Source organism: Lacinutrix neustonica (assembly GCF_026625145.1).
GTDB lineage: Bacteria > Bacteroidota > Bacteroidia > Flavobacteriales > Flavobacteriaceae > Lacinutrix > Lacinutrix neustonica.
The window spans coordinates 678,782-704,265 of sequence record NZ_CP113088.1 but is presented as its reverse complement, the minus strand read 5'-3'; the positions used below and the strand labels follow the sequence as shown (position 1 = coordinate 704,265).

At 33.8% G+C, this 25,484-nt stretch carries 30 protein-coding genes and 7 pseudogenes; 24 read left to right on the top strand and 13 right to left on the bottom strand.

From position 1 onward, the window contains the following. Positions 1–61 precede the first annotated feature (61 nt). Positions 62–1,286 (top strand): annotated as a pseudogene (serB, locus tag N7U66_RS03855) (phosphoserine phosphatase SerB). 335 nt (positions 1,287–1,621) lie between these two features. Here serB and N7U66_RS21350 read toward each other — a convergent pair. The 13 genes and pseudogenes from N7U66_RS21350 to N7U66_RS03795 all read right to left on the bottom strand — a co-directional run bounded on the left by N7U66_RS21350 (position 1,622) and on the right by N7U66_RS03795 (position 10,425). Further along, positions 1,622–1,921, bottom strand: coding sequence for a universal stress protein (locus N7U66_RS21350; protein ID WP_390886621.1), 300 nt, complete (start codon positions 1,919–1,921; stop codon positions 1,622–1,624). Between the two features lie 16 nt (positions 1,922–1,937). Next, entirely contained in the window at positions 1,938–2,456 is a 519-nt protein-coding gene (locus tag N7U66_RS21345; RefSeq protein WP_313791404.1) for a universal stress protein, read from the bottom strand. Between the two features lie 13 nt (positions 2,457–2,469). Continuing rightward, positions 2,470–3,835, bottom strand: a pseudogene (gene hemN / locus N7U66_RS03845) (oxygen-independent coproporphyrinogen III oxidase). Between the two features lie 93 nt (positions 3,836–3,928). Further along, a complete protein-coding gene (locus N7U66_RS03840) occupies positions 3,929–4,282 on the bottom strand; it encodes an adenine nucleotide alpha hydrolase family protein (RefSeq protein WP_267677398.1) in 354 nt (117 codons plus the stop codon). Positions 4,283–4,325: 43 nt separating this feature from the next. Then, positions 4,326–4,775 carry a universal stress protein gene (locus tag N7U66_RS03835; RefSeq protein ID WP_267677397.1) on the bottom strand — a complete coding sequence of 150 codons (450 nt, stop codon included), beginning with the start codon at positions 4,773–4,775 and terminating at the stop codon, positions 4,326–4,328. A gap of 17 nt (positions 4,776–4,792) precedes the next feature. After that, positions 4,793–4,996 (bottom strand): universal stress protein, encoded by a 204-nt coding sequence (locus N7U66_RS03830; RefSeq protein ID WP_267677396.1) that lies wholly within the window; start codon positions 4,994–4,996, stop codon positions 4,793–4,795. Positions 4,997–5,152: 156 nt separating this feature from the next. Next, positions 5,153–5,644 carry a universal stress protein gene (locus N7U66_RS03825; protein WP_267677395.1) on the bottom strand — a complete coding sequence of 164 codons (492 nt, stop codon included), beginning with the start codon at positions 5,642–5,644 and terminating at the stop codon, positions 5,153–5,155. 488 nt (positions 5,645–6,132) lie between these two features. Then, a complete protein-coding gene (locus N7U66_RS03820; protein WP_267677394.1) occupies positions 6,133–6,519 on the bottom strand; it encodes a hypothetical protein in 387 nt (128 codons plus the stop codon). Between the two features lie 12 nt (positions 6,520–6,531). Further along, positions 6,532–7,155 carry a universal stress protein gene (locus N7U66_RS03815; protein WP_267677393.1) on the bottom strand — a complete coding sequence of 208 codons (624 nt, stop codon included), beginning with the start codon at positions 7,153–7,155 and terminating at the stop codon, positions 6,532–6,534. A gap of 50 nt (positions 7,156–7,205) precedes the next feature. After that, a complete protein-coding gene (locus N7U66_RS03810) occupies positions 7,206–7,373 on the bottom strand; it encodes a universal stress protein (protein ID WP_267677392.1) in 168 nt (55 codons plus the stop codon). A gap of 120 nt (positions 7,374–7,493) precedes the next feature. Continuing rightward, positions 7,494–8,549: a response regulator gene (locus N7U66_RS03805; protein ID WP_267677391.1), complete on the bottom strand. Its 1,056-nt coding sequence runs from the start codon at positions 8,547–8,549 to the stop codon at positions 7,494–7,496. Continuing rightward, the gene (locus tag N7U66_RS03800) at positions 8,546–9,622 is read right to left on the bottom strand and encodes a PAS domain-containing sensor histidine kinase (RefSeq protein ID WP_390886676.1); all 1,077 of its coding nucleotides are present in this window, start codon (positions 9,620–9,622) and stop codon (positions 8,546–8,548) included. Before N7U66_RS03800 ends, N7U66_RS03805 begins: the two co-directional genes overlap by 4 nt. A gap of 134 nt (positions 9,623–9,756) precedes the next feature. Further along, complete coding sequence (locus N7U66_RS03795; protein ID WP_267677390.1) at positions 9,757–10,425, bottom strand: PAS domain-containing protein; 669 nt, start codon at positions 10,423–10,425, stop codon at positions 9,757–9,759. Positions 10,426–10,556: 131 nt separating this feature from the next. Here N7U66_RS03795 and N7U66_RS03790 point away from each other — a divergent pair, with 131 nt between their 5' ends. The 23 genes and pseudogenes from N7U66_RS03790 to N7U66_RS03680 all read left to right on the top strand — a co-directional run bounded on the left by N7U66_RS03790 (position 10,557) and on the right by N7U66_RS03680 (position 25,413). After that, positions 10,557–10,943 (top strand): hypothetical protein, encoded by a 387-nt coding sequence (locus tag N7U66_RS03790; RefSeq protein WP_267677389.1) that lies wholly within the window; start codon positions 10,557–10,559, stop codon positions 10,941–10,943. Continuing rightward, positions 10,944–11,242, top strand: a pseudogene (trxA, locus tag N7U66_RS03785) (thioredoxin). Further along, positions 11,242–11,889: a deoxyribose-phosphate aldolase gene (deoC, locus tag N7U66_RS03780; RefSeq protein WP_267677388.1), complete on the top strand. Its 648-nt coding sequence runs from the start codon at positions 11,242–11,244 to the stop codon at positions 11,887–11,889. The pseudogene trxA and the gene deoC overlap by 1 nt, the downstream one beginning before the upstream one ends. 2 nt (positions 11,890–11,891) lie before the next feature. Continuing rightward, positions 11,892–12,590 (top strand): purine-nucleoside phosphorylase, encoded by a 699-nt coding sequence (gene deoD, locus N7U66_RS03775; RefSeq protein ID WP_267677387.1) that lies wholly within the window; start codon positions 11,892–11,894, stop codon positions 12,588–12,590. A gap of 92 nt (positions 12,591–12,682) precedes the next feature. Further along, the gene (locus N7U66_RS03770) at positions 12,683–13,210 is read left to right on the top strand and encodes a WG repeat-containing protein (RefSeq protein WP_267677386.1); all 528 of its coding nucleotides are present in this window, start codon (positions 12,683–12,685) and stop codon (positions 13,208–13,210) included. 132 nt (positions 13,211–13,342) lie between these two features. Then, a pseudogene (locus tag N7U66_RS03765) lies at positions 13,343–14,631 on the top strand (acetyl-CoA hydrolase/transferase family protein). A 19-nt stretch (positions 14,632–14,650) separates the two neighbouring features. Then, positions 14,651–15,742: a site-2 protease family protein gene (locus tag N7U66_RS03760; protein ID WP_267677385.1), complete on the top strand. Its 1,092-nt coding sequence runs from the start codon at positions 14,651–14,653 to the stop codon at positions 15,740–15,742. A gap of 17 nt (positions 15,743–15,759) precedes the next feature. After that, positions 15,760–16,845: an efflux RND transporter periplasmic adaptor subunit gene (locus tag N7U66_RS03755; RefSeq protein WP_267677384.1), complete on the top strand. Its 1,086-nt coding sequence runs from the start codon at positions 15,760–15,762 to the stop codon at positions 16,843–16,845. Then, positions 16,838–18,101, top strand: a pseudogene (locus N7U66_RS03750) (ABC transporter permease). Before N7U66_RS03755 ends, N7U66_RS03750 begins: the two are co-directional and overlap by 8 nt. Before the next feature lies 1 nt (position 18,102). Further along, positions 18,103–18,777, top strand: coding sequence for an ABC transporter ATP-binding protein (locus N7U66_RS03745; RefSeq protein WP_267677383.1), 675 nt, complete (start codon positions 18,103–18,105; stop codon positions 18,775–18,777). Between the two features lie 77 nt (positions 18,778–18,854). After that, positions 18,855–19,065: pseudogene (locus N7U66_RS03740) on the top strand (YgaP family membrane protein). Between the two features lie 203 nt (positions 19,066–19,268). Then, positions 19,269–19,484 carry a hypothetical protein gene (locus N7U66_RS03735; RefSeq protein ID WP_267677382.1) on the top strand — a complete coding sequence of 72 codons (216 nt, stop codon included), beginning with the start codon at positions 19,269–19,271 and terminating at the stop codon, positions 19,482–19,484. A gap of 7 nt (positions 19,485–19,491) precedes the next feature. Further along, entirely contained in the window at positions 19,492–19,857 is a 366-nt protein-coding gene (locus N7U66_RS03730) for an arsenate reductase family protein (RefSeq protein WP_267677381.1), read from the top strand. Between the two features lie 27 nt (positions 19,858–19,884). Continuing rightward, positions 19,885–20,762, top strand: a pseudogene (locus tag N7U66_RS03725) (DnaJ C-terminal domain-containing protein). Continuing rightward, positions 20,762–21,058: a chaperone modulator CbpM gene (locus tag N7U66_RS03720; RefSeq protein WP_267677380.1), complete on the top strand. Its 297-nt coding sequence runs from the start codon at positions 20,762–20,764 to the stop codon at positions 21,056–21,058. The pseudogene N7U66_RS03725 and the gene N7U66_RS03720 overlap by 1 nt, the downstream one beginning before the upstream one ends. Before the next feature lie 12 nt (positions 21,059–21,070). Continuing rightward, the gene (locus N7U66_RS03715; protein ID WP_267677379.1) at positions 21,071–21,358 is read left to right on the top strand and encodes a hypothetical protein; all 288 of its coding nucleotides are present in this window, start codon (positions 21,071–21,073) and stop codon (positions 21,356–21,358) included. Positions 21,359–21,393: 35 nt separating this feature from the next. Continuing rightward, entirely contained in the window at positions 21,394–21,978 is a 585-nt protein-coding gene (locus N7U66_RS03710) for a hypothetical protein (RefSeq protein ID WP_390886620.1), read from the top strand. A 2-nt stretch (positions 21,979–21,980) separates the two neighbouring features. After that, on the top strand, positions 21,981–22,589 hold the full coding sequence (locus N7U66_RS03705; RefSeq protein ID WP_267677378.1) for a CDP-alcohol phosphatidyltransferase family protein: 609 nt from the start codon (positions 21,981–21,983) through the stop codon (positions 22,587–22,589). Next, on the top strand, positions 22,582–23,196 hold the full coding sequence (locus N7U66_RS03700; RefSeq protein ID WP_267677377.1) for a hypothetical protein: 615 nt from the start codon (positions 22,582–22,584) through the stop codon (positions 23,194–23,196). The genes N7U66_RS03705 and N7U66_RS03700 overlap by 8 nt, the downstream gene beginning before the upstream one ends. After that, the gene (locus N7U66_RS03695) at positions 23,168–23,800 is read left to right on the top strand and encodes a metallophosphoesterase (protein WP_267678602.1); all 633 of its coding nucleotides are present in this window, start codon (positions 23,168–23,170) and stop codon (positions 23,798–23,800) included. Before N7U66_RS03700 ends, N7U66_RS03695 begins: the two co-directional genes overlap by 29 nt. An 81-nt stretch (positions 23,801–23,881) precedes the next feature. Beyond that, complete coding sequence (locus N7U66_RS03690) at positions 23,882–24,385, top strand: nicotinate-nucleotide adenylyltransferase (RefSeq protein ID WP_267677376.1); 504 nt, start codon at positions 23,882–23,884, stop codon at positions 24,383–24,385. A 51-nt stretch (positions 24,386–24,436) separates the two neighbouring features. Continuing rightward, positions 24,437–24,955, top strand: coding sequence for a hypothetical protein (locus N7U66_RS03685; protein ID WP_267677375.1), 519 nt, complete (start codon positions 24,437–24,439; stop codon positions 24,953–24,955). 2 nt (positions 24,956–24,957) lie between these two features. Beyond that, complete coding sequence (locus N7U66_RS03680) at positions 24,958–25,413, top strand: pyridoxamine 5'-phosphate oxidase family protein (protein WP_267677374.1); 456 nt, start codon at positions 24,958–24,960, stop codon at positions 25,411–25,413. Positions 25,414–25,484 lie beyond the last annotated feature (71 nt).

Genomic DNA, 25,484 nt, shown 5'->3' with positions numbered 1-25,484 from the left:
CCATTTTTCTTTGGATTGACTACTAAAAAACGCCTCTACTTTCTAATAGACTTTTTACTTTATGGCTAACGAAATAATTTTATTAAACATCTCCGGTCCGAGATAAACCGGGGTTAACCTCAAGTTTAACTGCTGTTTTAGCAGCATATGATGCGAAAGTATTAGATATTGGTCAGGCAAACATTCACGAAACCTTATCATTAGGCATTTTATTTGAAATTGAATCTGGTGAAAGTTCAGCGCCTGTATTAAAAGATCTATTATTCAAGTCTTACGAACTGGGAATCAAAGCGAAGTTTACGCCGATTACGCTAGACGATTACGAGCATTGGGTCACACTCCAAGGAAAGGATCGTTATATTGTTACCGTGCTAGGAGAACAATTGTCGGCAGAACAAATATCAAAAGTTACCAATATCATTTCTGAAAAGGAATTAAATATTGATGCCATAAAACGCTTAACGGGGCGTACTTCCCTAGTTCAAAAGGAAGAGTATCCTAGAGCTTCTATAGAATTGTCGATACGAGGACATATTGAAGATAAAGCCGATATTACTAAAAAATTCATGCAGGTTTCTAGAGACTTGGATGTAGATATTGCCTTTCAGGAAGATAACATTTATAGACGAAACAGACGCTTGGTATGCTTCGATATGGATTCTACTTTAATACAAGCCGAAGTGATTGATAAACTGGCGGAATTGGCTGGTGTTGGCGATGAAGTTAAAGCAATTACGGAAGCCGCCATGCAAGGAGAAATTGACTTTAATGAAAGTTTTATCAGTCGTATGAAACTATTAAAAGGCTTAAGTGAAGACGTACTACATGATGTCGCCGTTAACTTACCACTAACCAAAGGCGTGAGAAGATTAATGTCTACTTTAAAAAGTTACGGCTTTAAAACAGCTATTCTTTACGGAGGCTTCACTTATTTTGGGCACTATTTACAGAAGGAATTAGATATGGACTACGTGTACGCAAACCAGCTGGAAATCGTTGATGGAGTATTAACAGGTGGCTATCTTGGGGAAATTGTCGATGGTAACAAAAAAGCAGAATACCTTAAAGAAATCGCAGAAAAAGAAGGCTTGAATATTAGTCAAACCATTGCTGTTGGTGATGGAGCTAACGATCTACCGATGCTCAATCTAGCTGGTTTAGGGATCGCTTTTCATGCGAAACCAACGGTAAAAGACAATGCTCAAAGTTCGATATCAAGTATAGGTCTAGATGGTGTATTGTATCTCTTGGGGTATCACGACAAACATATAGATTTGTTGGAATAACACAAAGTAATCAGGACAAGAATACAATTTTGCTTTTCAATGTATTCTCTAATCTAACCTATAAAAAAAGCAATATTTTCTTTTTCTCTAGATTGTAAAAGTGCTAAAAGCTTACTCGATTGGTTAGGTTGGGATTTTCGACTGGAGTACATGACCAAAAAATGACAATCCATTCTTGACATACCAATTAATATACAGCATCTTCTATCAATCAGAGTTTATGACACAATAGAGACTGTGATTAATAGGCTTACATTGCGTATATTAAAAGTGAACCCAAAACTACTGTGATAGCAGATAATAGTTTTAGGATCACTATATAGATTAACCTGCAATTATATTTTAAAAGTCATTACTGGTTTAGACGCGTGATTGGCAATATCTTCAGAAATACTCCCTGAAAAGAAATGAGAAATTCCTGTTCTTCCGTGTGTCGCAATCGCAATTAAATCTGCATTCATATCATTGGCGCAATTTAAAATTCCCTTTTCAACAGTATAATCATTTACATAATAGACCTGTTTTAAATGTTCTAAATGACCATCTGCTTTTTCTAGAAAATTAAAAACTTGTGCTTTCATTTTTGTTGAGCTCATAAAATTCTCGTTAGGTAAATTGACATACACTAAATGCATGGTAACACCTAGCGTATTAAAAAATGTTCTCGCTTTCTCGGTAAGGTTTGACAGCTTCTTCAGAGAAATCACAAGCAAAGAGTACTGTGTTAAAATCTACTGAAACCGGACCCTTTTTAATGACTAATACAGGAATGAACGAGTGTCTAACGACTTTTTCTGTGTTCGAGCCAACAAACGCTTCTTTGATACCGCTAGCGCCGTGCGACCCCATAACAATGAGGTCTGCGTTATGCTCCTGAGCGACATCATTAACTTCCGAAAAGACTTTAAAATGTTTAATAATAGGAGTGATGGTAACGCCTTCTAAAAAGTCTTTATCCATAAATTCATTAAACTTTTTTTCCGCTAACTTCATGAAAAAGAGCGTTTCAGTCTGTAATTCATTGCTTCCTTTTGTTAGTATAGTTTCAGAAATCTCCAGCATGTGTAACGCTAAAATTTCAGCATTGTGTTTCTGTGCTAATTTAGCAGCCGTTTCTAAAGCGTATTCAGACTGTTTAGAAAAGTCTATAGGTACGATAATTTTTTTCATAATAATTTGGTGTTTAAACTGTCATTGAGAACAGTTGCGTTTCGGGTTTTTTTCTTTGTAGTAAAACATCAAAAGCCATGCAGATGTTTCTTATAAATGGTTTCCCTTTTTCAGTAACAACTATTGATTTTGATTGGATTTCTATGAGGTTATCCCTTTCCATTTCTTTAAGCCTCATGAGTGTCTCTCGGTAAGTCATTAAAACGTAAAGTGTTATCATCCCAAGCCGTTTTAAAGTGGCACATAAGGTTTAGAATATGCTGCCTGATGATAAGATCTTCATTATTTAAAATATGACCTCTAGAAATGGGTAAAATTTGAGCCTCTATTAAATGATAATAGTCTTCAATGCTTTTAGTGTTTTGTGCAAATCCGTACCAACTATCACTTATAGCCGAGACTCCTAAACCAATCATGGCTTGTGTTTTAGACGGTGTATACCCCATAAAATTTCGGTGTAAATTGTTGTCTTCCCTGGCTAGGTATAAGGTGTCTGTTTTAAGAGAAAAATGATCCATCCCAATGTCAAGATAGCCTGCCTCTGAAAGTCGTTTTTTACCTATTTCGTATTGCTTGCGTTTGGTAATACCACTTGGTACATCTGTATCCTTATAGCCACGTTGCCCGTTGCCTTTTATCCAAGGGACGTGGGCATAACTATAAAAAGCAATACGATCTGGAAGTAGCGCTTTTGTTTTTTCTATGGTGTCTTCCACATGGGCTTCTGTTTGAAAAGGAAGTCCAAAAATGATATCGTGACCAATAGAGGTGTAACCTATCTGTCTAGCCATTTCAGTTACTTTTTTGACATGTTCAAAGGGTTGAATTCTGTGTATGGCTTTTTGTACGGTTAAATTATAATCTTGTACGCCAAAACTGACCCGTCTAAAGCCCAAATGATAAAGCGTTTGTAAATGCGCTTCAGTAGTATTGTTGGGGTGACCTTCAAAACTAAATACATAATCTTCCGCGAGGGTGGCACTTTTAAGAATGTCAGTAATAAGCGCGTTTAAATGTTCCGGACTAAAAAAAGTGGGTGTACCACCACCAAGATGTAGCTCTTTAATTTTTGGTTTTATATTGAATAGTTTACAATATAAATGCCATTCTTTAAGGACTGCATTTATATATGGGGTTTCTACCTCATGTCTTTTGGTTATACGTTTGTTGCAACCACAAAAGGTGCATAAACTCTCGCAAAAAGGTAAATGAATATATAGGCTAATTCCTTCAGTACTATTACTTTCGTTAAAAGACTGGATTAAAGACGCTTTCCATTTTTTTAAAGAAAACGAATCCATATCCCAATAGGGGACGGTTGGATAACTAGTGTAGCGCGGACCCGAAATATTGTATTTACTAACTAAAGAATGACACATATATGATTAAATTGTTTTGGTAAAATTACAGTAAGAATGTATTCTACAACATGATTTATATCATACTTAAAGGTACTCAAAATTATAATAAAGTTATTTGTTTTTTGAAGGAATCACTAAAAAAGGAATATTTAAATGAAAGCTTATCTGGTTTATTTTTGCTTTAAAAAACACGTTTTCAAAAAAGGAGTGCTTGTTGTTCATCATAACCAGTAAATTGATGCGTGCTTTCATTTGAAAGTTTGAAATAGCTACTGAAACATCTTGATTGCTTAGCTCATGAAAAATATTAGAAATGGTTTTAAAATACGTTTCTAACTTGTGTTTGTTTTTTTCTTGTTTTTCAGTAAGATCCTGGCCATAGGAAACATGCAACACATGTATTCTAGCCTTGTGATTGGAAGCAATATTTATAATAGGTTGTAGTTGTTTTTGTGTAAAAGGCACCTCATAATCTGAAGGAAATAAAATCTCATGCGGTGCTTCATACTCAAAATTGTCTCGGAATAGCTAAAACAGGACATTTTGAATTTTTAATGGTATGTACCGTATTGGTTCCAAAGAGAACTTCCTTTAAACCGGAAGCACCTTTAGTGCCCATCACTATTAGATCCATGACGTTAGCTTTGTAGAGTTCCTCTATTTCGCCAATTAAGGTGTTAAAGGCAGAAATACTAGAATACGTATGATTAGGATTACCAAATTCCTGCTCCATACGCGTCTTCATTTCTTCAAGTCTTCTCTCAGAATTCTCTCTAACGATGCTTTCTAAACTCATTTGTGGGGAGGTAACCAAAACCTGCTCCATATGATAAAAAATAGGGGTGTACGTGTTTAGTAAGCAAAAATTACACGTGTCATCTTTAAACAATTGTAAGGCGTAAACAATGGCGTTCCAGGAATTATCTGAGAAATCTGTGGGTAATAGTATGTTTTTCATTTTATATGGATTAACAATTAATAATCGCGTCTCATATTTTGCATAGCCAAAAAAGGAACATCTATATGTAAGGTCATTTTATCTACTGCAGATTCAAATAGAATATTCTCTAGAAACGAATGCCTGGTATTGACCATGACCAATAAATCACTGTTGTTTTCTTTCATATGAATATAAATGGCATTGGTCATGTTTTTATTATCTACTACTTTAAAATTCACTTCGTTCTTAGGTAGTTCTTCAGTTATAAACCTTTTGTTATCTTCTTGACGTCTCGGAAAGTTTTTCGTGCTTTGAGATGTATAACAAATCTATCACTGCCCGATATGGAGCGGCTATTTCGCATAATAATTTCAACTCTCTTCTTTTGTAAGGAATCATAAAATTAGTAGGAAAAACAATGTGTTTAGGTTGTTTATAGTGGTAGTGTTCGGGATTACTAAAACCGGACATTGTACATATTTTAAGACTTGTAGTGTGTGGCTTCCAAAAGTAATAGCGCTATCATTTGTTTTTCCTTTTGTTCCCATAACAATGAGATCTATATTTTTATCGGTCGCTATTTTATCTGCTTCATCTATAAGAGAATTGTACGCAGAAATCGTATGGTAGGTATATTTAGGATTGGGAGAAAGGGTGTTTGCAACCTCTAAAAACGATTTGAGATAGTCTTGAGAACGGGTTCTAACACTCTCTACGACCTCTTCAAAAACATCCTGATTAAGTAAACGCTCGTCATTGTAAATGTCATCTTCGTAAGCATGTAAAAAATAAAATTCGGCTCTTTCATATTTGAACAGCTCTAAAGCATATTTTAAAGCATTCAAGGCGTTATCTGAAAAATCGGTTGGAATTAGTATGCTTTTCATAGTACAATCTTTTTAGAGTATTAAATTAACACGTATTCAAAAAAGAAACCATGATATTTATCAGATGTGAGATGTGTTTTTATTGAAAACAAAAAAAGGAACGCTATTCTGCATTCCTTTTTAAGTCTCATTGCCTAAGGTTTAGATTACCTCAAACTTCATTAAGTGTCGTTCAATAGAAACATAATGAATATAGAGCAATTGATTAATAGCCATTTTTATGATAGAAACAGGAAGTTTTAGGCTTCCTGTTTCTTTATAAGTGATTAATTTTACTACTTGACAAATAGTAATCCTAAAGATTTCTTTGCTTGAAAGATAGCCAAAGTATTTGCTGCCAAATAAACTAAATTTGATCACTTCTACATGCTATAAGGTCTTACGATTTATAGATGTATGTTAAAGTCTTATATACGTCTCTTTTAAGAAAAAAACTAAAGTAATATACAAATAATTTTTAAAATATGATATATATCAGTGTCATAAAATTAATATAGAATAAAACCATAGGCAACATTGAGTAAATACATTCCAATAATTAGTAATAAGGTATAAAGTGTTTGCACCAGTTTTACATTAACTAATATTAACCAAGACGAAGTGCGCTTTGGAAAAATGAATAAGAATAGGCCAATAGATAATGAAAACCAACCTATTAATGTGATAACAATTTTCCAACTAGGTTCCCAAATATTATGAAACAATAAGTTTAATAGGCCGATAATTATTGCTAGGAATGCAGATAATATAAGAAATTTCTCATCTTTTAAGTCCTGAAAAATTTGTTTAATTCGTCTAGGGTTTATACTTAATATAACAAAGAAAATGATAATATACCACCCCCAAAACTTGGCTAAAAAGATTGAAATGTCCATAATAGTTATTTTTTATTCGTGTAACACCAAAAAAGGTATTTCGGTTTGATAACTTATTTCTTCAACTCTTGTATGAAATAATATTTGCTGAAAATAGTTTAGGTTTTTTGCAACCATGGCAATCATACTGATCCCTCGGCTTTCCACAAAACACTGTACGGCGCTTTCCACTCTTTTATTTGTTAAAAAGTGAAAACTATGATGATGACTATTAAAATAATCATCTAAAAATTCTTTGTTTTTTTGTTGATCATTATTCAATTGAAACTCTTTTTTACTAATATGAAGTATTTTTAAGGCGCTTTCATGACGTTCTAAAATATCTGTAAGGGGTATTAACGTTTTTACACCGTAGAATTGTAAAAAATCTGTAGGAAAAGCAATTTCCTCAAGACTTGTAAATTTCGCGTTTTCCGGCACCACTAACGTGGTACAATGAACCTTGGTTATAATATCTCCAGTATTGGTGCCAACGATGTGCCTTTGTATGCTAGAAGCACCCTTAGTACTCATAATAATGAGGTCTATTTTTTTTTCTTCCACGTGTTTTCTTATAGACTCAATAAAAAAATTGTAATCGGTAAGTGTGTAAAACGTGTGGTTTTTATTATTAGGGAATGCTTCTGAAATGCGCATTAAAAATTGGCGTAGCTTTTTTTTTGCGGGCTTAGTATATGTGTTTTCTATTACTTCGGAACATTGGAGTAAGGTAATTCACTAGTCATGACGTCACTCAATCTATTGACGTGTAATAAATAGAATGTACAGGGCTCTTTTTCAAGGAAATTAAGCGCATAAACAATGGCATTCCATGAATTCTCAGAAAAATCTGTTGGTAATAGAATAGTCTTCATTTAAATTTATCTTAATTAACACCTGCTTGTAGTTTGTTAATACGAGCGTGGGTATAAGACAAATGTATAGGGAAGGATTTTTTTAAAAAATGATATAAATCATATTCGTGATTTCTTCCTTTAACTTACTGCTTTTAGTCCTTCAAGATCAAGAATTCGAATGTTTCTGCCTTCAATTTCAATAAGGCCTTGCTTTTTAAAAGTAGACATGGTTCTAATAAGTGTTTCTGTTGCAATACCAGCAACACTAGCTAAATCGTTTCTTGATATTTTTATAGGATCTTCGGGATTACGATTTAATTTCTCTGCAAATTTCAAAAGGGTTGCCGCAGTTTTTTTATTAACCGAACTATAGGCCATTTGAAGCAATTGATTCTTTACTCCGTAAATGTCATCTGTTAAGAGTTGTATTAACTCTAAAGTTACTTTGTGATTACTATTTAAAACGGACTTGAGTTCATTTTTAGAAATACCCACCAGTTCTACGTTTTCCATTGCGGTAGCTGTTTCCTGATAAGGAATGTTTTGGGTAAACGACGTATAGCCAAACAAATCATCCTCTTTATGTAAAGCGGTTGTTAATTCTTTACCTTGTTCATCCAATTTATGACATTTAATCACTCCTTTAATTACCAAGTAAATATAATTTGAGTTATGTCCTTCTGTGTAGATGATGTCATCTTTGGTGTAAGAAAAAAGATTACCATTATCATCAAAGAAATTTTTAAGATCATTTAATGTTCTAAGTTCATTGTCATTTGTTTCTTCAGCAGGATTGGCTTGCTGAGTTTTTAAATCCATTAAAATAGAAACCTTAGCTAAACGGCTTTCTATGGCACTAATGAGCTCATCTTCGCTAAAAGGTTTTGTAATATAGTCGTCTGCACCCAAGTCCATGCCTTTTCTAACATCTTGCCTTTCGGTTTTGGCTGATAAAAAGATAAAAGGGATATGCTTTGTATCGGCATTTTTAGACAAGCCATTCAGTACCCCGTAACCATCTAATTCTCGCATCATGATATCACACACGATAATGTCGGGCATTTTCTGCTTTGCAATTTCTAAACCTATTTTACCATTGGCTGCAGTATGGACTTTATAATTTGCTAGCTCTAATAACTCGCCCGTATTTTCACGTAATACAGCATCATCTTCTATTAATAAAACGTTTTTCATTGATTTGGTGTGTTTGGAATAATCATCGTAAATGTTGAACCTTTTTGTTCCTGACTTATAAAATGAATACTACCGCCTAAATTTTCAAGGTGTGTTTTTACAATATTTAAGCCTATGCCAGTACCTTGACTGAGTAACGCGTTTTCAGCTCTAAAATACCGATTAAAAATATTCTTTTGATCTTTTTTAGGGATACCAATACCACTATCTATGACTTCAAACACGGTTTGAGTTTGATCTTGATGGATATTTAATTGTATTGTAGTCTTTTCAGGGGAGTATTTAATGGCATTATGTACTAAATTTGAAAGAGACAGTTCAATCGTTTTTTCATCCTGAGTAAGTATGATATCATCTATGTTCTCGGGATAATTAATTTTTTGTCCTTCTTTCAAGAGCATGTTTGCATTGTAAATCACCTCATTAACCACTTTGCTTAACTTAAAAGTTGTAAACTTATAAGTCACCTTTCCTGTTTCCAATTTTTCTACAGATAAGAAATCATTTAGAATACTATTAAGATAATGCACTTTGTTGGTAATCGTTTCAATATGTTTATCGCGTTTCTCTTGCTGGGTTTCTAGGGTGTACTTACTAAGCAACATACTAGAGGTTAGAATCCCTGTTAATGGTGTTTTAAATTCATGCGAGACTAGAGAGAGAAACTTTGTTTTAAGCTCATTAAGTTCTTTTTCAGTTTCTAATGCGTCTTTTAATTGTTTTGTTCGCTCTTCCACTGTTTTTTCAAGTCTTTGGGTATAGTTTTTTAGCTCGGTAATATCCATAATAATAGCAACAAATACTGATTTATCACCTAAAGTAGACAACTGTAAATGTACTTGTATTGGATAAAAAGAGCCATCTCGACGCTGGTGTCTTGTTTCAAATTCAATATTTTCTTCCTGTCCGTCTAATAACGGATCAATAATTTTTTGAAAGGTAACCTCAGATAAATCTGGTTTAATATCAAGCGGTGTCATTGTTTTTAATTCCGCTAAAGAATACCCAATATTTTTCTGCCCGCCATAGTTAACATTTACAAATTTCAGGGTTTTAGCATCGAAAACGAAAATCTCATTAAGGGATTCATCAAAAATGGTTGCTAGGTGATTGCGTTCCTGTTCGCTAATTTTTTGCTCAGTAACATCATTTTGAATCCCTATAAAATGCGTAATAACCCCGCTTTTATCCTTAACAGGAGTAATATTTAAATCGTTCCGAATAATGTGCCGTCTTTTTTATAATTTCTAATAACGGTTTGACAACTCTTACCTTGTTTTACAGCTTGTCTTAGTGCTTTTACACTCTCTTGGTCTCTATCATCAGCCTGTAAAAACCGACAGTTTTTATTTAATATCTCCGCTTCAGAATAGCCCGTTAATTTCTCAAAAGCGGGATTACAATAAATGATCGGATTATCTTTTTTAAGGGCATCTGTGATAATAATTCCATTACTGGCAGATTGTAGTGCCTCACTTTTCATCATTAAATCCCGTTCCTTTTCCTTACGTTCGGTAATGTCTATAACCAATGCCATAACATAGGTCTTATCATAAATGGTAAAGGGATTTAAACCCACTTCTACGGGAAACGTATCGCCACTTTTTTTAGTTCCAAAAAGGGCACGGCCCTTTCCCATGGTGCGTTTTTCACTATGTTTATAAAAGGTGTCAAAATGATGATCATGGTTTTTATGGTATTCTCGTGGAATTAAAGTGCTAATGGGTTGCTCTAGTAATTCGTCTTTAGCATAGCCAAACATAGCCTCTGTTGACGCGTTTACTGCGACGATATTTTGATGTTCATCTACGATAAGAATGCCTTCTGAGATGGCTTCAGATAAAATTTGAAAAACATCCTGATTATTCTGAAACATTGCGGATTTTTGTAGTTTGTATTTTTGATAAAATTACAAAAAATATATAACGAATGAATTGGTATTACTGATATATATCATTGTTAAGTTAGGAAAGACCCTTTAGTTTCGCTTGGTAAACATATGGTAACATGAAAGGGGAAAACAATTATCCACGCGCTTTTTACCAAAATCTAGGCAAACTGTTCTATGCGATAGCATTAGCTGATGGTGAAGTGCATGAGGTAGAAATTAGTACTTTAGAGCATGTCATAGAAAAGGAATGGGCCACGGGGTCAGAAGCTTTCCCTATTCTTGACGTTTTTAATTGGTTACATGAGGATCAAGAATATAATGCTGAAGATTGTTTTAAAAGTTTTATGGCCTTTAAAAATAATAACGAAGCCTTATTCACAAATCAAATAAAACATTTAATTTTAAGCACAGCAAACAAAGTGGCTTCCAGTTTTGCAAGAAAAAATAAGTCTGAACTCATCTTGCTTGCAAGATTAGATTTAGCCTTCAAAATTAAAAAATAAATGAAAAACAGTTTTAACACCATTATAAATTCAGAGATCCCTGTTTTAGTGGATTTTCATGCCAATTGGTGTGGGCCATGTAAACTATTAGCTCCCATCTTAAAAGAAGTAAAAGAAGTCCTTGGTGATCAGGTGAAAATCATAAAGATTGATGTGGATAAAAACCAGCCCTTAGCCTCAAAATACCAAGTTCGTGGCGTGCCAACATTGTTGCTTTTTAAAAATGGTAAACAATTGTGGCGCCAGTCCGAGTGTTACAAAAAAATGAGATTGTAACTATTATAAAGTCTCATCAATAATGCAAATTAACGAGTATATAGACCACACTTTACTTAAACCAACAGCAACTCCAGATCACATTATAACCTTGTGCGATGAAGCCAAGCAATATGAGTTCGTTGCGGTTTGTGTGAATGGTTGTTATGTTACTCTTGCAAAAGAGCAGTTGCTCAATTCAGAAATTAAAATAGCATCTGTTATTGGTTTTCCCTTAGGTGCCATGGCGACTAACGCTAAAGTCTTTGAAGCCAGCCAATCTGTTTTAGATGGCGCCGATGAGATTGATATGGTGATTAATTTGGGCTTACTTAAGGCAAAAGCTTTTAAAACTCTTGAACACGAGATTTTAGAAATAAAAAAGGAAATAGGAGACAGAGTGTTGAAAGTCATTTTTGAAACGTGCTATTTAACAGACACGGAAATAAAAATAGCCTGCAAATTATCTATAAACGCTGGGGCCGACTATATTAAAACCTCGACTGGCTTTGGTTCTGGTGGTGCTACGTTTGACACTGTTAAGTTAATGAAAGCGGAAGTTAAAGATCAATTGAAAATAAAAGCTTCAGGGGGCATAAAAAACACGACAACAGCTAAAAAATATATAGATTTAGGGGTCTCCCGAATTGGCACCTCCTCCGGAATACAAATTGTTTTAAACCCACAATAATTTTGAGTATACATATTGAAGCAAAAAAAGATGACATTGCAGAAACCGTATTATTGCCTGGTGATCCTATGCGCGCCAAATGGATTGCAGAAACCTTTTTAAAAGACACTGTTTGTTATAACGAAGTTCGCGGTATGTTAGGGTATACCGGAAGTTATAATGGGAAACGGGTATCTGTACAAGGCACAGGAATGGGGATACCATCTGCCTTAATTTACTGTCATGAATTAATTAATGACTACGGAGTTAAAAATTTAATACGCGTGGGCTCTGCAGGGTCGTATCACAAAGACGTAAAAATTCGCGATATCATTATTGCCATGTCTGCGTCTTCAACGTCCGGCATTAATAATTCACGTTTTATAAATGCCGATTATTCACCCACTGCTAACTTTGAGCTTTTTATGAAGGCGGCCCTTTATGCTAAAGATAAAAACATTCCTATTAAAGCAGGGAATGTACTCTCTGCAGATGAATTTTATGAGGACGATTTCGACTCTTATAAAAAATGGGCAGACTTTGGTGTGCTGTGTGTTGAAATGGAAGCAGCAGGACTCTATACCATTGCGGCTAAATTTGATGTTAAAGCATTAGCTATTTTAACCATTTCAGACTCACTAGTTACTAAGCAAAAGACGTCTTCAGAGGAACGCGAGAGTACCTTTAATCAAATGGTAGAGATTGCCTTAGCGACCTTGTAATAGTTTTTTTTCATTGTTTACATGACTAATATCATTTTATAATACTGAGATTCAGGATACTTTTAGTGTCAGTATTATAATTCGTTATTATTATGAAAAAAGTAGTCCTTTTGCTAATAGCATTAATATTAATTCCGCTTTTTAGCCTATCGCAAAACCTTGAAAAGCTAGATTATATTTCACCTGTTCATAATGGTTTAGTAGCCATTAAAAAAGATGGTCAATGGGCATTTATTGATACTCAAGGTGATTTAGTCGTTGACTTTAGAACAGATCTTGTGCTTACCACATTTGGAAAAATCAATTACCCCATATTTGAGAGTAACAGATGCTTGATTACCCAAAATAAAGACGGTATTCCGTATTATGGTTACATTGATAAAACAGGTAAAACAGTTATTGCCCCTCAATTCTTAAACGCCATGCCTTTTAATAATAATACTGCCATTGCATTAGAATTGGTAAAAGTAGATTTGGGAGAAAATGAAATACTAAATAAGAAGGTATACAGGTATAAGTACTTCGAGGTTACCATAGATCCAACAGGACAAATAAAAACCTATTTAACAGATGCTGTTTATATTGGATTAACACCTTCAAACCTTCTTAAAGCCCCGTAAATCACTTCAAAATTTATTTCAGAACGCTTAATTGGGACCATAGGGAAGGATAAAAAATGGAACCTCAAAAAACTAAAATAATAATAAATAGGTCATTACTAATTAAATACCTACCGACTAAGTATAAGCAAAATGAAAAATACCAAATTGAAAGTGGTTACCAAACAAGAAGCCGTTTCTTATGTTACCTCCGGAAGCAGAGTTTTTATTCAAGGGGCGGCCATGACCCCTAATACCTTAATAGATGCATTATGCGAACGTTATAACGCCTTGGAAAATGTTGAAATTATTCAATTGCACACCGAAGGGAAAGCCTTACATGCAGACTACCCTTATAATAAAGCATTTAAAGTCAATAGTTGTTTTGTAGGGCGTAATGTAAGAGGCGCCGTGAATTCTATGAATGGCGATTATATTCCCATATTTTTAAGTGAGGTCCATTTGCTTTTTAAAAGACAAATATTACCCATAGATGTCGCATTCATTCAAGTGTCACCCCAGGACCAACACGGTTTTTGCTCCTTGGGAACTTCGGTAGATGTTACACTGTCTGCTGTGGAGGCAGCTAAAATTGTAATCGCACAAATTAATCCTCAGGTACCAAAAACCCATGGTGATGGTATTATTCACATGAGTAACATTCATTATGCTATTGAAGTCAATAGCCCAATACATGCTACTGGATCTGGAGACTTATCGCCAATGGAAGAAGCTATTGGTCAATATGTCGCTTCCTTAGTAGAAGACGGAGCAACTCTTCAAATGGGTATTGGCAATATCCCTAACGCCGTATTAGCAAATTTGAATCATCACAAACGTTTAGGGATACATACTGAAATGTTTTCTGATGGCATTTTACCTTTAATAGAAAAGGGCATTATTACAGGAGAAGATAAAAAAGTAAAACAAGGTAAAATTGTGACTTGTTTTGCTATGGGATCACAAAAATTATATGATTTTGTAGACGATAATCCTATGGTGTATTTTAAGGAAGCCTCTTATACGAATGATACCAAGTTAATTAGAAAAAACCCGAAAGTCACGGCTATAAATAGTGCCATAGAAATTGATCTCACAGGGCAGGTTTGTGCCGATACTATTGGTAAGTACCAGTATTCCGGAGTAGGGGGGCAAATGGATTTTATACGCGGCGCCTCGCTTTCCGAAGGGGGAAAGCCATTATTGCTATGCCTTCTATAACAGCAAAAGGCTTCACTAAAATAGTGTCTTTTTTAAAGGAGGGGGCGGGTGTCACCACGACTAGAGCACATGTTCATTACGTTGTAACAGAAAATGGTATTGTAGATCTCTTTGGAAAAAATTTAAAACAGCGTGCTAAGGCGCTAATAGAAATTGCCCATCCTGATTATCAAGAAACTTTAGAAAAAGAAGCGTTTAAACGCTTTGAAAATTTGGTTTAAAACGAATGGTAATAAAAAAATGAAAGGAAACTTAACTATAGGTCGTGTTCTAGGAATTGAAATTAGTATTCATTGGACCTTTTTCTTTTTGTTATTGTGGATTGCTTTAGAGCAGATTCGCAACGAGGCATCCAATGAAGGGGTCGTGTTTAATTTGGCATTCGTAGGTATTGTTTTTTTTTGTGTGCTATTGCATGAGTTAGGTCACGCCAGTGTTGCTAAGCGTTTTGGGATACAAACTAAAAAAATAACATTGTACCCCATAGGAGGTGTAGCAAGCTTGGAGCGCATTCCGGAAGAACCAAAACAAGAATTTTTAGTAGCTATTGCGGGTCCATTGGTTAATTTAGTACTGGCCATGCTGCTTTATGTTGTTATACCCATAAGCAGTTTTACGAGTCAAAGCTTCAGTGAGCTTTTGATATCGCTTAATACTTTTACCTTTCAAAATTTACTACTCTACACTTTTGTCGCTAACCTAAGTTTGTTTTTGTTTAATCTCATACCTGCATTTCCAATGGATGGTGGACGCGTGTTCAGAGCTTTATTAGCCCTATTTGTGGATCGTGTTAAAGCCACACGCGTAGCTGTTGTTGTAGGGCAATTTATAGCTGTGCTGCTCTTACTTATAGGCTTACTTTATAATCCGGTGTTAATTTTTATTGCGCTGTTTATTTTTATAAGTGCCTATGGTGAACATAAATTCGTGAAGCACAATGCGCTCCTTAAAGATCATACGGTGAGAGAATCGATGCTTACAGATATTACAACGTTTACCCCTAATGATACCATTCAAGACGTTATTGACGTGTTATTAACCGGAAGTGAAACCAATTTTGTGATTGTCAATAGTGATCATTCGGTTGCTGGAATATTATATAGAGCAGATGTTATAAAACACTCAAAAAACAGATTAAAAAGCATTAGTGAAGTCATGACAAAAACACACCAACCTATTAGTGTTCATAGTGGTTTAAAAGAGGCTTACAGTCAGCTTGTTAAAGAGAAAAAGCCTTTTTTCGCTGTAACAGAGGATAACAAATTAGTAGGTGCTATTGATTTTTCGAACCTCAATGAATTTATTATTCTTGAGTCTAAGCTACACTATTAAAATAATGAACCCTTAAGATGAGAATTTCAGTTTTAATGTTTTTTTTTATCGTATCGATTTCCTGTTCTAAAAAACAAGATAAAATACGTCCTGAGTTAAGAGATATTACAGAATCGGTTTATTCTTCAGTGACTATTCAGCCTGATAGTTTGTATAACGTTTATGCGAATGTGGGTGGTATTTTAGATAAGAATTTGGTAACGGAAGGCGACCTGGTTACAAAGGGTGATCCTTTAATGCAAATTATTAATAGTACACCAGAGCTTAATACCCAAAATGCCGGATTATCATTAGAATTAGCCAAAGAAAATTATACAGGAAGTGCTACTATTTTAGCAAGTATTCAAGATGAAATTAATGCCGCATGGCTTAAACTTAAAAATGATTCCATCAATTTTTTCAGACAGAAAACCCTTTGGGAGCAAAGCATAGGATCAAAAGTCGAGTATGATACCAAATTGTTGAACTATAAATTAGCTCAAAATAATCTGAAGCTTTTAAAAGGGAGATACAACAATACCAAGCATGAATTAGAGACGACGGTAAAACAAGCAAATAATAACTACCAAACCGCTTTAATTAACACAAAGGATTTTACTGTAAAAAGCAAAATCAAAGGCAAAGTATATGCACTTTATAATGAACCAGGAGAGATTGTATCCACCATGCAATCTTTAGCTTTAATAGGAAGTGAATCGAATTTTGTAGTAGAACTTTTAGTCGATGAGGTGGATATTGTAAAAATCTCTAAAGATCAAAAGGTCATCATTACGTTAGATGCCTACAATGGTGATATTTTTACTGGAAGAATCTCAAAAATTTATCCTAAAAAGGACGAACGAAATCAGACTTTTAAATTAGAAGCTTTATTCGATGTGTCTCCTGAAATAGTCTATCCTGGATTATCCGGAGAAGCAAATATTATTATTTCAAAAAAGGAAAACGTATTAACCATCCCAAAAAGTTATGTGATACATTCCGATAAAGTTAAAACCGAAAACGGTTTAGTAACTATAACAAAAGGCTTAGAAAATTTAGAATATGTTGAAATTTTAAGTGGGATTACAGAAGCCACATACATTTATAAACCGAATAATGCTTAACTGGAAAATTATTTTGAACATTGCCAAAACGCATTTGCTGACGAAGTTTAAGCAAACGGCGATTGCTGCTTTAGGGGTTACTTTTGGTATTGGCGCTTACATTACTTTAGTCAGTTTTATGACTGGTTTAAATGCCATGTTAGACAACTTAATTTTAAATCAAACCCCTCATATTCATATTTATAATGAAATAGAACCCTCGAAAAAACAACCCGTTGATGTGTACGACGCTTTTAAAAATAGCTTTAATGTTGTACATTCTATCAAACCAAAACAAAGTCAGAAAAAAATACACAATGCCTTACCCATCATACATTTATTAAATGAGAATGCAGATGTAAAAGGTGCCATTCCACAAATTAAAACACAAATTTTTTATATAGCTGGCTCTATTGAATTAGGCGGTAATTTAACGGGAATCATTCCTGTAGAAGAAGCGAGGTTATTCAATTTTAAAGATTATATCGTGGAGGGTTCTGCAGAGACACTTCAAAATACAGACAACGGGATTTTATTAGGTGCGGGCGTCGCCAAAAAAATGTCTTTATCTCTTGGAGATCGGGTACAAATAAGCACTATAAAAGGTGATGTGTTTCCCTTAAAAATTGTTGGTATTTACCAAAGTGGTGTTGCCGATTTGGATGCCATTCAAAGTTTTGTAAACTTAAAAACAGTGCAACGTATTTTAGGAGAAACAGAAAACTATATAACAGATATTAATGTTAAACTTTATACTATTGATAAGGCCTTATCATTATCTAAAACAATAGAGAAACAATTTAATTTAAAAGCCATAGATATCAATACGGCAAATGCACAATTTGAAACGGGCACAACCATTAGAAATCTCATTACTTACGCTGTATCTATCACCTTGTTAATCGTTGCTGGTTTTGGTATTTACAATATTTTAAACATGCTTATTTATGAAAAAATGAATGATATTGCTATTTTAAAAGCGATTGGTTTTTCTCGGAAAAGATGTGCAATATATTTTCATGAGTCAAGCGATCATTATAGGTCTAGTTGGGGGGCTCTTAGGACTGCTCATTGGTTTGGTGTTTACCAATATAATTAACACTATCCCATTTAAAACAGAGGCACTACCCACTGTAAAAACGTATCCTATAAATTTTAATGGTTGGTTTTATATTATAGGAATTGTTTTTGCTATGGTTTCTACTTTTTTTGCGGGGTATCTACCTTCTAGGAAAGCTAAAAATATAGATCCTGTTAAAATAATTAGAGGTCAGTAATATGAATATAGTATTAGAAGCTAGAAACATAAATAAATACTTTAGAAAGCCTGTGCTTTTTCATGTTTTAAAAGATATTAATTTTAAGATTGATCAGGGGGAGTTCGTTTCAATTATGGGAAAATCGGGCTGTGGCAAATCAACACTTCTTTATATTTTATCTACCATGGATACAGAATATGAAGGGGAGTTGTTTCTCAATAATACTTTAATTACGGGTCAGACTAGGAATCAATTATCGTACATACGCAATAAGCATATCGGTTTTGTGTTTCAGTTTCACTATTTACTTTCAGAATTTTCTGTATTAGAAAATGTGATGTTACCGGCGAAAAAGTTAGCCGACAAATCCTTAAAAGAAATCGAGCAAGATGCCTTTCAAAAACTAAAAATATTAAACATCGCACATTTAGCACATAAACGCGCGTCTCAAATATCAGGAGGAGAAAAACAACGTGTGGCTATTGCTAGAGCCTTAATAAATAGTCCTTCTATTATCATGGGCGATGAACCCACAGGGAATTTAGATAGTCATAATTCAGACAATGTGTTTAATATTTTTAAAAAGTTAAGTGTAGAACAAAACTTAGCCTTGCTCATTGTTACTCATGACGAAGATTTTGCAAAACGTACAGATAGAATCATCACTATGGAAGATGGTCGTGTACTTCCCTAAAAAGGCTCTTGATTCAACTGATATTTATCATTTTAACAATCAGAGCAAGCGCCTATATTTATAAAAATATAAATATTATGAAAAAGAATATGGGAAAGGCAGATCGCGTGATTCGTTTTATAGTCGCTGTCATCGTCATTGTTTTGTTTGCAACAGAAGTGATCTCTCGGAACTTTAGGTATCTTATTATTGGTCTTTGCGGGCATATTTTTGCTTACCAGTGTTGTTAGTTTTTGTCCACTGTATGTGCCATTTGGTATTCGCACCTGCCCAACGAAAGCACGCTAATGGGCGTCGAGTTTTCTTGTCGTTTATTGAAGATTCTCATTATTTTTTAATACATTCATATACATAAAGTTGTGCTGATTTAAATACGTAGTCTCAGTATTTATTACTGACCTAATTCATGCGATTAAAAGTGGTTTTTGTAATAATTAGAAAGACATTTAGTAATAAAGACATGATAAATCAACCTTTAATTAAGAAATACAATGAAAAATTTACATGACACCCTTATTGAAATCACTAAGCTAACGACTCGTATAGAAACGAATTATCCTGAATTATACCTGTATTTAGATGAAACGCCAATGACTATTCCAGCAAATAATCATCCAGATATTGGTATTAAAGCGATGAAGGACTATTTAGAGACTTTAAAACAGCTGCTAAAACATCATATAGAAACGTATAAAAATAAAGGGTAATTTAGTTATGGGGGAGATTGCGACATCAAATAGACAAATAACACTATATTATAATTCTAATTCTGTACGCGCTAAGCAAACCTTGGCCTATGCTAGAGCTGAAGGCATTCCTGTCTTGCCTATAGATCTTTTAAAGCAAAAACTCACGGGAACACAAATTGCAGAGTTGGCCGAGCGTCTTAAAATTAAAATCGAAGATTTTGTAAATCAAGAACACCCCAGCTATAATAGTAAATTTGAACACCACCAATTGTCTAGCGATGATTGGATAAAAATGATACAACATAATCCGGACATTATGAAGCAACCTATTGCTTTAAGAGGGGATAAGACTATTCTTATAGAGACACCGACAGATATAATAAAAATATAAGATTAGGATTTAACAACAAACAATACAATGGCATTTATAGATTACTATAAGGTTTTAGGTATAACAAAAAAGGCGACGGATAAGGATATAAAAAAAGCATACCGAAAGTTAGCACGTAAATACCATCCGATTTAAATCCAAATGATAAAGAAGCTGAAAAGCAATTTAAAGCCATAAATGAGGCCAATGAGGTCTTGAGCAACCCGTGAAAACAGAAAAAAGTATGATGCCTATGGTGAGCATTGGCAAAATGCCGAAGCTTACGAACAGGCAAAACAGCAGCAGGAGTATCAAAGACGCGCACAAACAGCATCGGGTGGGGGGTATGAGCAAGATTTTTCAGATATTTTTGGAAGTATGTTTGGAGGCGGCTCCTCGAGAAATAGGAGTGTAAAGTATCGGGGTCACGACTTAAATGCTGAAATGCAGTTGGACCTAAAAGATGTTTATACTTCTCATAAACGCACCATTACTGTAAATGATAAAAATATTCGTATAACCATACCTGCAGGAGTAGAAAACGGCCAAATAATAAAAATTGCAGGACATGGTGGCAAAGGTTTTAATGGGGGACCCAATGGCGATTTATATATTCAGTTCTCAATTGTTAACCATTCAAAATTTAAACGCGATAAGGATAATCTATATACAACAGTTCATGTAGATTTATATACAGCCTTATTAGGGGGCGATATTATGGTAGACACTTTTACTGGAAGAGTTAAATTAACCATTAAACCGGAAACCCGAATGGAAGCAAGGTTAAACTCAAAGGGAAAGGGTTTCCGAAATATAAAAAGGAAGGACAGTTTGGTGATTTATTTATTACCTACGAAATAAAGATTCCAACCAAATTAACTTCAAAAGAAAAAGAGCTTATAAAAGAACTGCAAAAACTAAGGTAATGGAGACAGACGATTTAATATCAATACAGCAATTTTGTTTATATCATAATGTACCAAACACATTTATTGATAGTCTACATAATTATGAACTTATTGAAATCATTGATGCAAACAATGAACGCTATATTAAAATTACCCAGATTAATGATTTAGAAAGAATGATGCGCTTACACTTTGAACTCGATTTAAATTTCGAGAGCTTAGATGTTGTAGATAATCTTCTCAAACAAGTAGTCACATTACAAAATCAAATTAAAGATTTAAAAAACAGATTGCGTTTATATGAGGACGAGTAAAACAACTTAACAATGGAGACGATAAAACAATGGTTGAGTGAAAACCCAACGTTCTACAGTGTTATAAAATATCTATTCATAGTAGCACTTATCCTTTTAGGCATTCAATTTATTAGAAAGTTTCTTAAACATAATATAGAAAACACGGTCGTACGATATAAATCCCAAAAAGGAATTGAAATTATTGGCTATGTGGTGCTAATCATGCTTTCTTTTTTTATTTCTCGGGGGCTATTAAAGACTTTACACTTGCCATTGGATTATTTACCGCGGGAATTGCTTTTACGTTACAAGAATTAATATTAAGTGTTGTTGGATCGGTTTATATTTTTGTGGTGAAAGTATATAAGCCTGGTGATAGAATAGAAATCAACGGGATTAAAGGAGATGTCATTGATGTGGATAGCATTTATACCACAATGATGGAAATTGGCCAATGGGTGAGTAGCGATAATTATAGTGGTAGAATAGTAAAATTGAGTAATGCTTTTGTGTTTAAAGGGCCTATTTATAATTATTCGCAAGACTTTCCTTTCATCTGGGACGAATTTAATTTGCCTATCAAATATGAATCTGACGTCGAGATGGCCAAGACCATAGTTATTAAAATGGCTTCCAAAACACTTTCAGAATATACGGCAAATTCTAAAGCACAATGGAGTAATATTGTTAATAAATATTACATTGAAGACGCACAACTAGATCCCACTTTAGCCATTAAATTAACAGACAATTGGATTGAATTCAATTTGCGTTATATTGTTGATTATAAAAAAAGACGAATGACTAAAAATATTTTAAATGATAGTATAAGAAAAGGATTTAAAGCTACTAAGGGTAAAGTTATTTTAGCATCTTCTACTTTAGAACTCATAAAAATACCAGAATTAAAAATTGATTTAAAGCAAACTAAGATTTAAATATGTTCACTTTTAAAAACTTCAATATTGCCGATTGGTTTTCATTTTATAGAATATTTGCAGCCCCTTTTTTGTTGGTCTTGATTTGGCTGGATTGTCGTTTAATGTTTACATGGTTTTTATTAATTAGCTATGTCACAGATGCTATAGATGGCTTTTTAGCACGAAAATTAAAAATCACGAGCTCTCGAGGCTCACAATTAGATTCCTTTGGAGATCAAATTACCCTAGTCATTGGACTCATTGGGTTACTTTATTTTGAAACGGCGTTTATTACAACAAATCTCATTTTAATTGGTATCGTATTGACTCCCTATTTGTTTCAAATGATTATTGCGTATTTAAAATATGGTAAAGCTACTGCTTTTCACACCTATTTCGCAAAATTGTCTGCCGTGGTTCAAAGTGTATTTATTTTGTATTCCTTATTCTTTAGTCCCAATTATACGCTATTCTATATCATGATTGGTGTTGGTCTTATTGAAACCATTGAAGAAATAACACTTATTTTTATTTATGATCATTGGGTATCAGACGTGAAAGGGATCTATTGGGCCTTAAACGATAAAAGGAGGCTTAAAAAAAACTGTAAAAAAGAGCAGGATGCGTAGTTTTTCTATCTATACCATTTTACTGCTTTGCCTTGCAATCTTGGTTGTAGATGCAGCTGCTTATTATTGGTTAGGCTCCATTACTGCATTGGTATCTGCAACGTTACAACAAGTGATTAATATTTTATTTTGGATATTTTCTATCGGTTTAATGGCCGCAATTATAGTTTTAAAAATTAGGCTAGATGATATCGATCCAAAACGCAAGCAGATATTAATAAACTCATTATATGGATTAACAGTGTCTTCTTTCATCCCTAAGTTGCTTTTTATTATCGTTATTAGCATTCTATATTCGGTAAACTATGTTATTTCAGAAGAATCCTCGTTATTCATTGTGCCGCTTGTGGGTTTGTTTTCCGGATTCCTTCCGTTTTTTGTAATTTTATATGGGGTAGTCAGAACAGTATATCTTTTTGAAGTGTATCACATCAAAATAAAATTTAAAAACTTACCAAAAGCATTTCATGGATTACGAATTGTGCACATATCAGATAGTCACTTAGGCAGTTTTAATGCGCGTTACCATATTTTTGATAAAGCAATTACTAAAATAAATCAATTAAAGCCGAGACTACATATTTTTCACAGGCGATTTAGTAAATAACTATGCCTGGGAATTAAAAGGATGGAAAAAGACCTTTAATGGTTTATTTGCAGAAAAAGGGAAATATGCCGTTTTGGGAAATCACGATTATGGGGATTATAGCGAATGGAATACGGTCGAAGAAAAGAAAGCAAATTTTGAAACCATAAAAGCGTTTTACAAAGCCATTGGATTTAAATTGCTATTAAATGAGGCTGAAATTATTGAAAAATCAGGCGAATACTTGGCACTAATTGGTGTTGAGAATTGGGGAAGCCCACCCTTTAAGCAATATGGAGATCTTAAAAAAGCAATGGCTGAGGTGTCCCGGATCCCTTTTAAAATTCTATTATCTCATGATCCATCACATTGGAAAGAAGAAGTGATAAACACCACTAATATATCCCTTACGTTATCGGGTCATACCCATGGGATGCAGGCTGGTTTTGAATACAAAAAGCTACAATGGAGTCCCATAAAATACAAATACAAGGAATGGGCAGGTTTGTATAAAGAAAATAACCAATACTTATATGTTAATCGGGGGTTAGGTTGGCTTGGTTTTCCAGGTAGATTAGGGATGCGTCCAGAGATTACTTGTATTGAATTAAAAAGTACTGTTTAGGTCCTACCTAATGACATATATCATATTTTATTCTTTCATAAATATTTAATTTTAAACATATTAATTTTAAAATTAAAAATCATGAAAAAAATAATCATTGGTTTATTTGTTTTTGGTTTAACCAGCCAACTTTTTGCACAAGATCCCGTGGAGCAATTAGAAGAAGTCGTTCTAGTCAATACTAACTACAAATATCTACGTAGCACAGATGCAGACGATTTGCCTATAGAGGTGGACCAGCTTCAGATAAAAGCGGCTAATTTCGACATAAAAACATTGGATATTTATCAGGATGAATACGATTTATACGATGTATATTTTATTATTCCGGATGGAAGAATTACGGCAACTTACGACAATGATGGAAATATTCTAAGAACAGCTGAAAAATATAAGGATCTTGAGTTGCCTCAACCTGTTTTATTTTCTGTAGCTAAAAGATTTCCTAATTGGGCGATTACTAAAGATGTGTATTTGGTTAACTATAAAGAGTCTGAAAAATCAAAAAAAATGTATAAAATCACGTTACAGAATGGTGAAAAACGCATTAAGGTAAAGCTTGATGATAAGGGAAACTTTTTATAATCGTTACGGTTATAATTGGCATTGCAATAAATCAAGTTAAGATTTGAGATCATGAAAGGGTATAAAAAAACACTTCTTTGGATACTTTCTATTATCTTAATATTTCTTTTGTTTATTACATGGTATCAATATGAATTCTCAATGGATCCAGTGACTTCTTTTTATGTTAATTCAGGACACTTATCGACAAAGTTACTTATTGCCACTCAAGGAAGTGATTTCAAGAATGCTGTTACTGCTGAGATTATTGATCATTACAAACAAGATTCTGTATATATGGAAATCATTGATGTTTCAGAGTTAAATCATATCAATCCTGAAGACTATACGGCTTTAGTTATCATTCACACTTGGGAAAAGTGGAAGCCACCATTAGAGGTCAAGACATTTGTGGAGCGTACGAGCTCACAATTAGATAAAATAATTGTGTTAACAACTTCAGGATCTGGTGACTCTAAAATGAAGACAGTAGATGCCATTACAGGAGAATCTAGATTAGAAAATGTGACTTCTTACAGCAGTGAAATTATCACACGCTTAGAACCCATACTAAAAATCAGAGTAAAATAATTATGATAAAAAATTTAGTTAACAAAGAAAGTTTATTCATTCTGAATCATAACTATATAGGTCATTTAGGTTATATATACCATGACAGACCGTATGTTGTTCCCATTACGTATTATTTTGATGAAAAAGAGGGGGTTATTGTTGGATATTCAGGAGAAGGACATAAGATAAATGCCATGCGAAAACATAATTTTGTTTCTCTTGAGGTAGCAGAAATAAAATCTGTTAATCATTGGCAATCCGTACTGGTTGAGGGGGCCTATGAAGAGTTGGAAGGGAGCTTTGCAAAAGCAAAATTACATGAATTCTCCTTGGGCGTTAAAGATGTTATTCTAAATACAGAACAACGTGATGTAGACTATATTAATGAGTTTTCTGCAAAAATATATAAAGACGATGTACCTATTGTTTTTATTATACGAATAGCCGAAATAACGGGTAAAAAACGACGATTTTAGACGTGATGTTTTAAAACATATAAAAGTCAAACGTTCCTTTGCATAGTAGGCTTTTGGTTGCATCTAAATCA

Bases quoted from the DNA above. Each gene is read 5' to 3' on its own strand.
- N7U66_RS21350 (WP_390886621.1), bottom strand. From the start codon at position 1,921: ATGCATTTAGTGTATGTCAATTTACCTAACGAGAATTTTATGAGCTCA.
- N7U66_RS21345 (WP_313791404.1), bottom strand. From the start codon at position 2,456: ATGAAAAAAATTATCGTACCTATAGACTTTTCTAAACAGTCTGAATAC.
- N7U66_RS03835 (WP_267677397.1), bottom strand. From the start codon at position 4,775: ATGAAAAACATACTATTACCCACAGATTTCTCAGATAATTCCTGGAAC.
- N7U66_RS03825 (WP_267677395.1), bottom strand. From the start codon at position 5,644: ATGAAAAGCATACTAATTCCAACCGATTTTTCAGATAACGCCTTGAAT.
- N7U66_RS03820 (WP_267677394.1), bottom strand. From the start codon at position 6,519: ATGGACATTTCAATCTTTTTAGCCAAGTTTTGGGGGTGGTATATTATC.
- N7U66_RS03815 (WP_267677393.1), bottom strand. From the start codon at position 7,155: ATGCGCATTTCAGAAGCATTCCCTAATAATAAAAACCACACGTTTTAC.
- N7U66_RS03810 (WP_267677392.1), bottom strand. From the start codon at position 7,373: ATGAAGACTATTCTATTACCAACAGATTTTTCTGAGAATTCATGGAAT.
- N7U66_RS03805 (WP_267677391.1), bottom strand. From the start codon at position 8,549: ATGAAAAACGTTTTATTAATAGAAGATGATGCTGTATTACGTGAAAAT.
- N7U66_RS03795 (WP_267677390.1), bottom strand. From the start codon at position 10,425: ATGTTTCAGAATAATCAGGATGTTTTTCAAATTTTATCTGAAGCCATC.
- N7U66_RS03790 (WP_267677389.1), top strand. From the start codon at position 10,557: ATGAAAGGGGAAAACAATTATCCACGCGCTTTTTACCAAAATCTAGGC.
- deoC (WP_267677388.1), top strand. From the start codon at position 11,242: ATGCAAATTAACGAGTATATAGACCACACTTTACTTAAACCAACAGCA.
- N7U66_RS03770 (WP_267677386.1), top strand. From the start codon at position 12,683: ATGAAAAAAGTAGTCCTTTTGCTAATAGCATTAATATTAATTCCGCTT.
- N7U66_RS03760 (WP_267677385.1), top strand. From the start codon at position 14,651: ATGAAAGGAAACTTAACTATAGGTCGTGTTCTAGGAATTGAAATTAGT.
- N7U66_RS03755 (WP_267677384.1), top strand. From the start codon at position 15,760: ATGAGAATTTCAGTTTTAATGTTTTTTTTTATCGTATCGATTTCCTGT.
- N7U66_RS03745 (WP_267677383.1), top strand. From the start codon at position 18,103: ATGAATATAGTATTAGAAGCTAGAAACATAAATAAATACTTTAGAAAG.
- N7U66_RS03735 (WP_267677382.1), top strand. From the start codon at position 19,269: ATGAAAAATTTACATGACACCCTTATTGAAATCACTAAGCTAACGACT.
- N7U66_RS03730 (WP_267677381.1), top strand. From the start codon at position 19,492: ATGGGGGAGATTGCGACATCAAATAGACAAATAACACTATATTATAAT.
- N7U66_RS03720 (WP_267677380.1), top strand. From the start codon at position 20,762: ATGGAGACAGACGATTTAATATCAATACAGCAATTTTGTTTATATCAT.
- N7U66_RS03715 (WP_267677379.1), top strand. From the start codon at position 21,071: ATGGAGACGATAAAACAATGGTTGAGTGAAAACCCAACGTTCTACAGT.
- N7U66_RS03705 (WP_267677378.1), top strand. From the start codon at position 21,981: ATGTTCACTTTTAAAAACTTCAATATTGCCGATTGGTTTTCATTTTAT.
- N7U66_RS03700 (WP_267677377.1), top strand. From the start codon at position 22,582: ATGCGTAGTTTTTCTATCTATACCATTTTACTGCTTTGCCTTGCAATC.
- N7U66_RS03690 (WP_267677376.1), top strand. From the start codon at position 23,882: ATGAAAAAAATAATCATTGGTTTATTTGTTTTTGGTTTAACCAGCCAA.
- N7U66_RS03685 (WP_267677375.1), top strand. From the start codon at position 24,437: ATGAAAGGGTATAAAAAAACACTTCTTTGGATACTTTCTATTATCTTA.
- N7U66_RS03680 (WP_267677374.1), top strand. From the start codon at position 24,958: ATGATAAAAAATTTAGTTAACAAAGAAAGTTTATTCATTCTGAATCAT.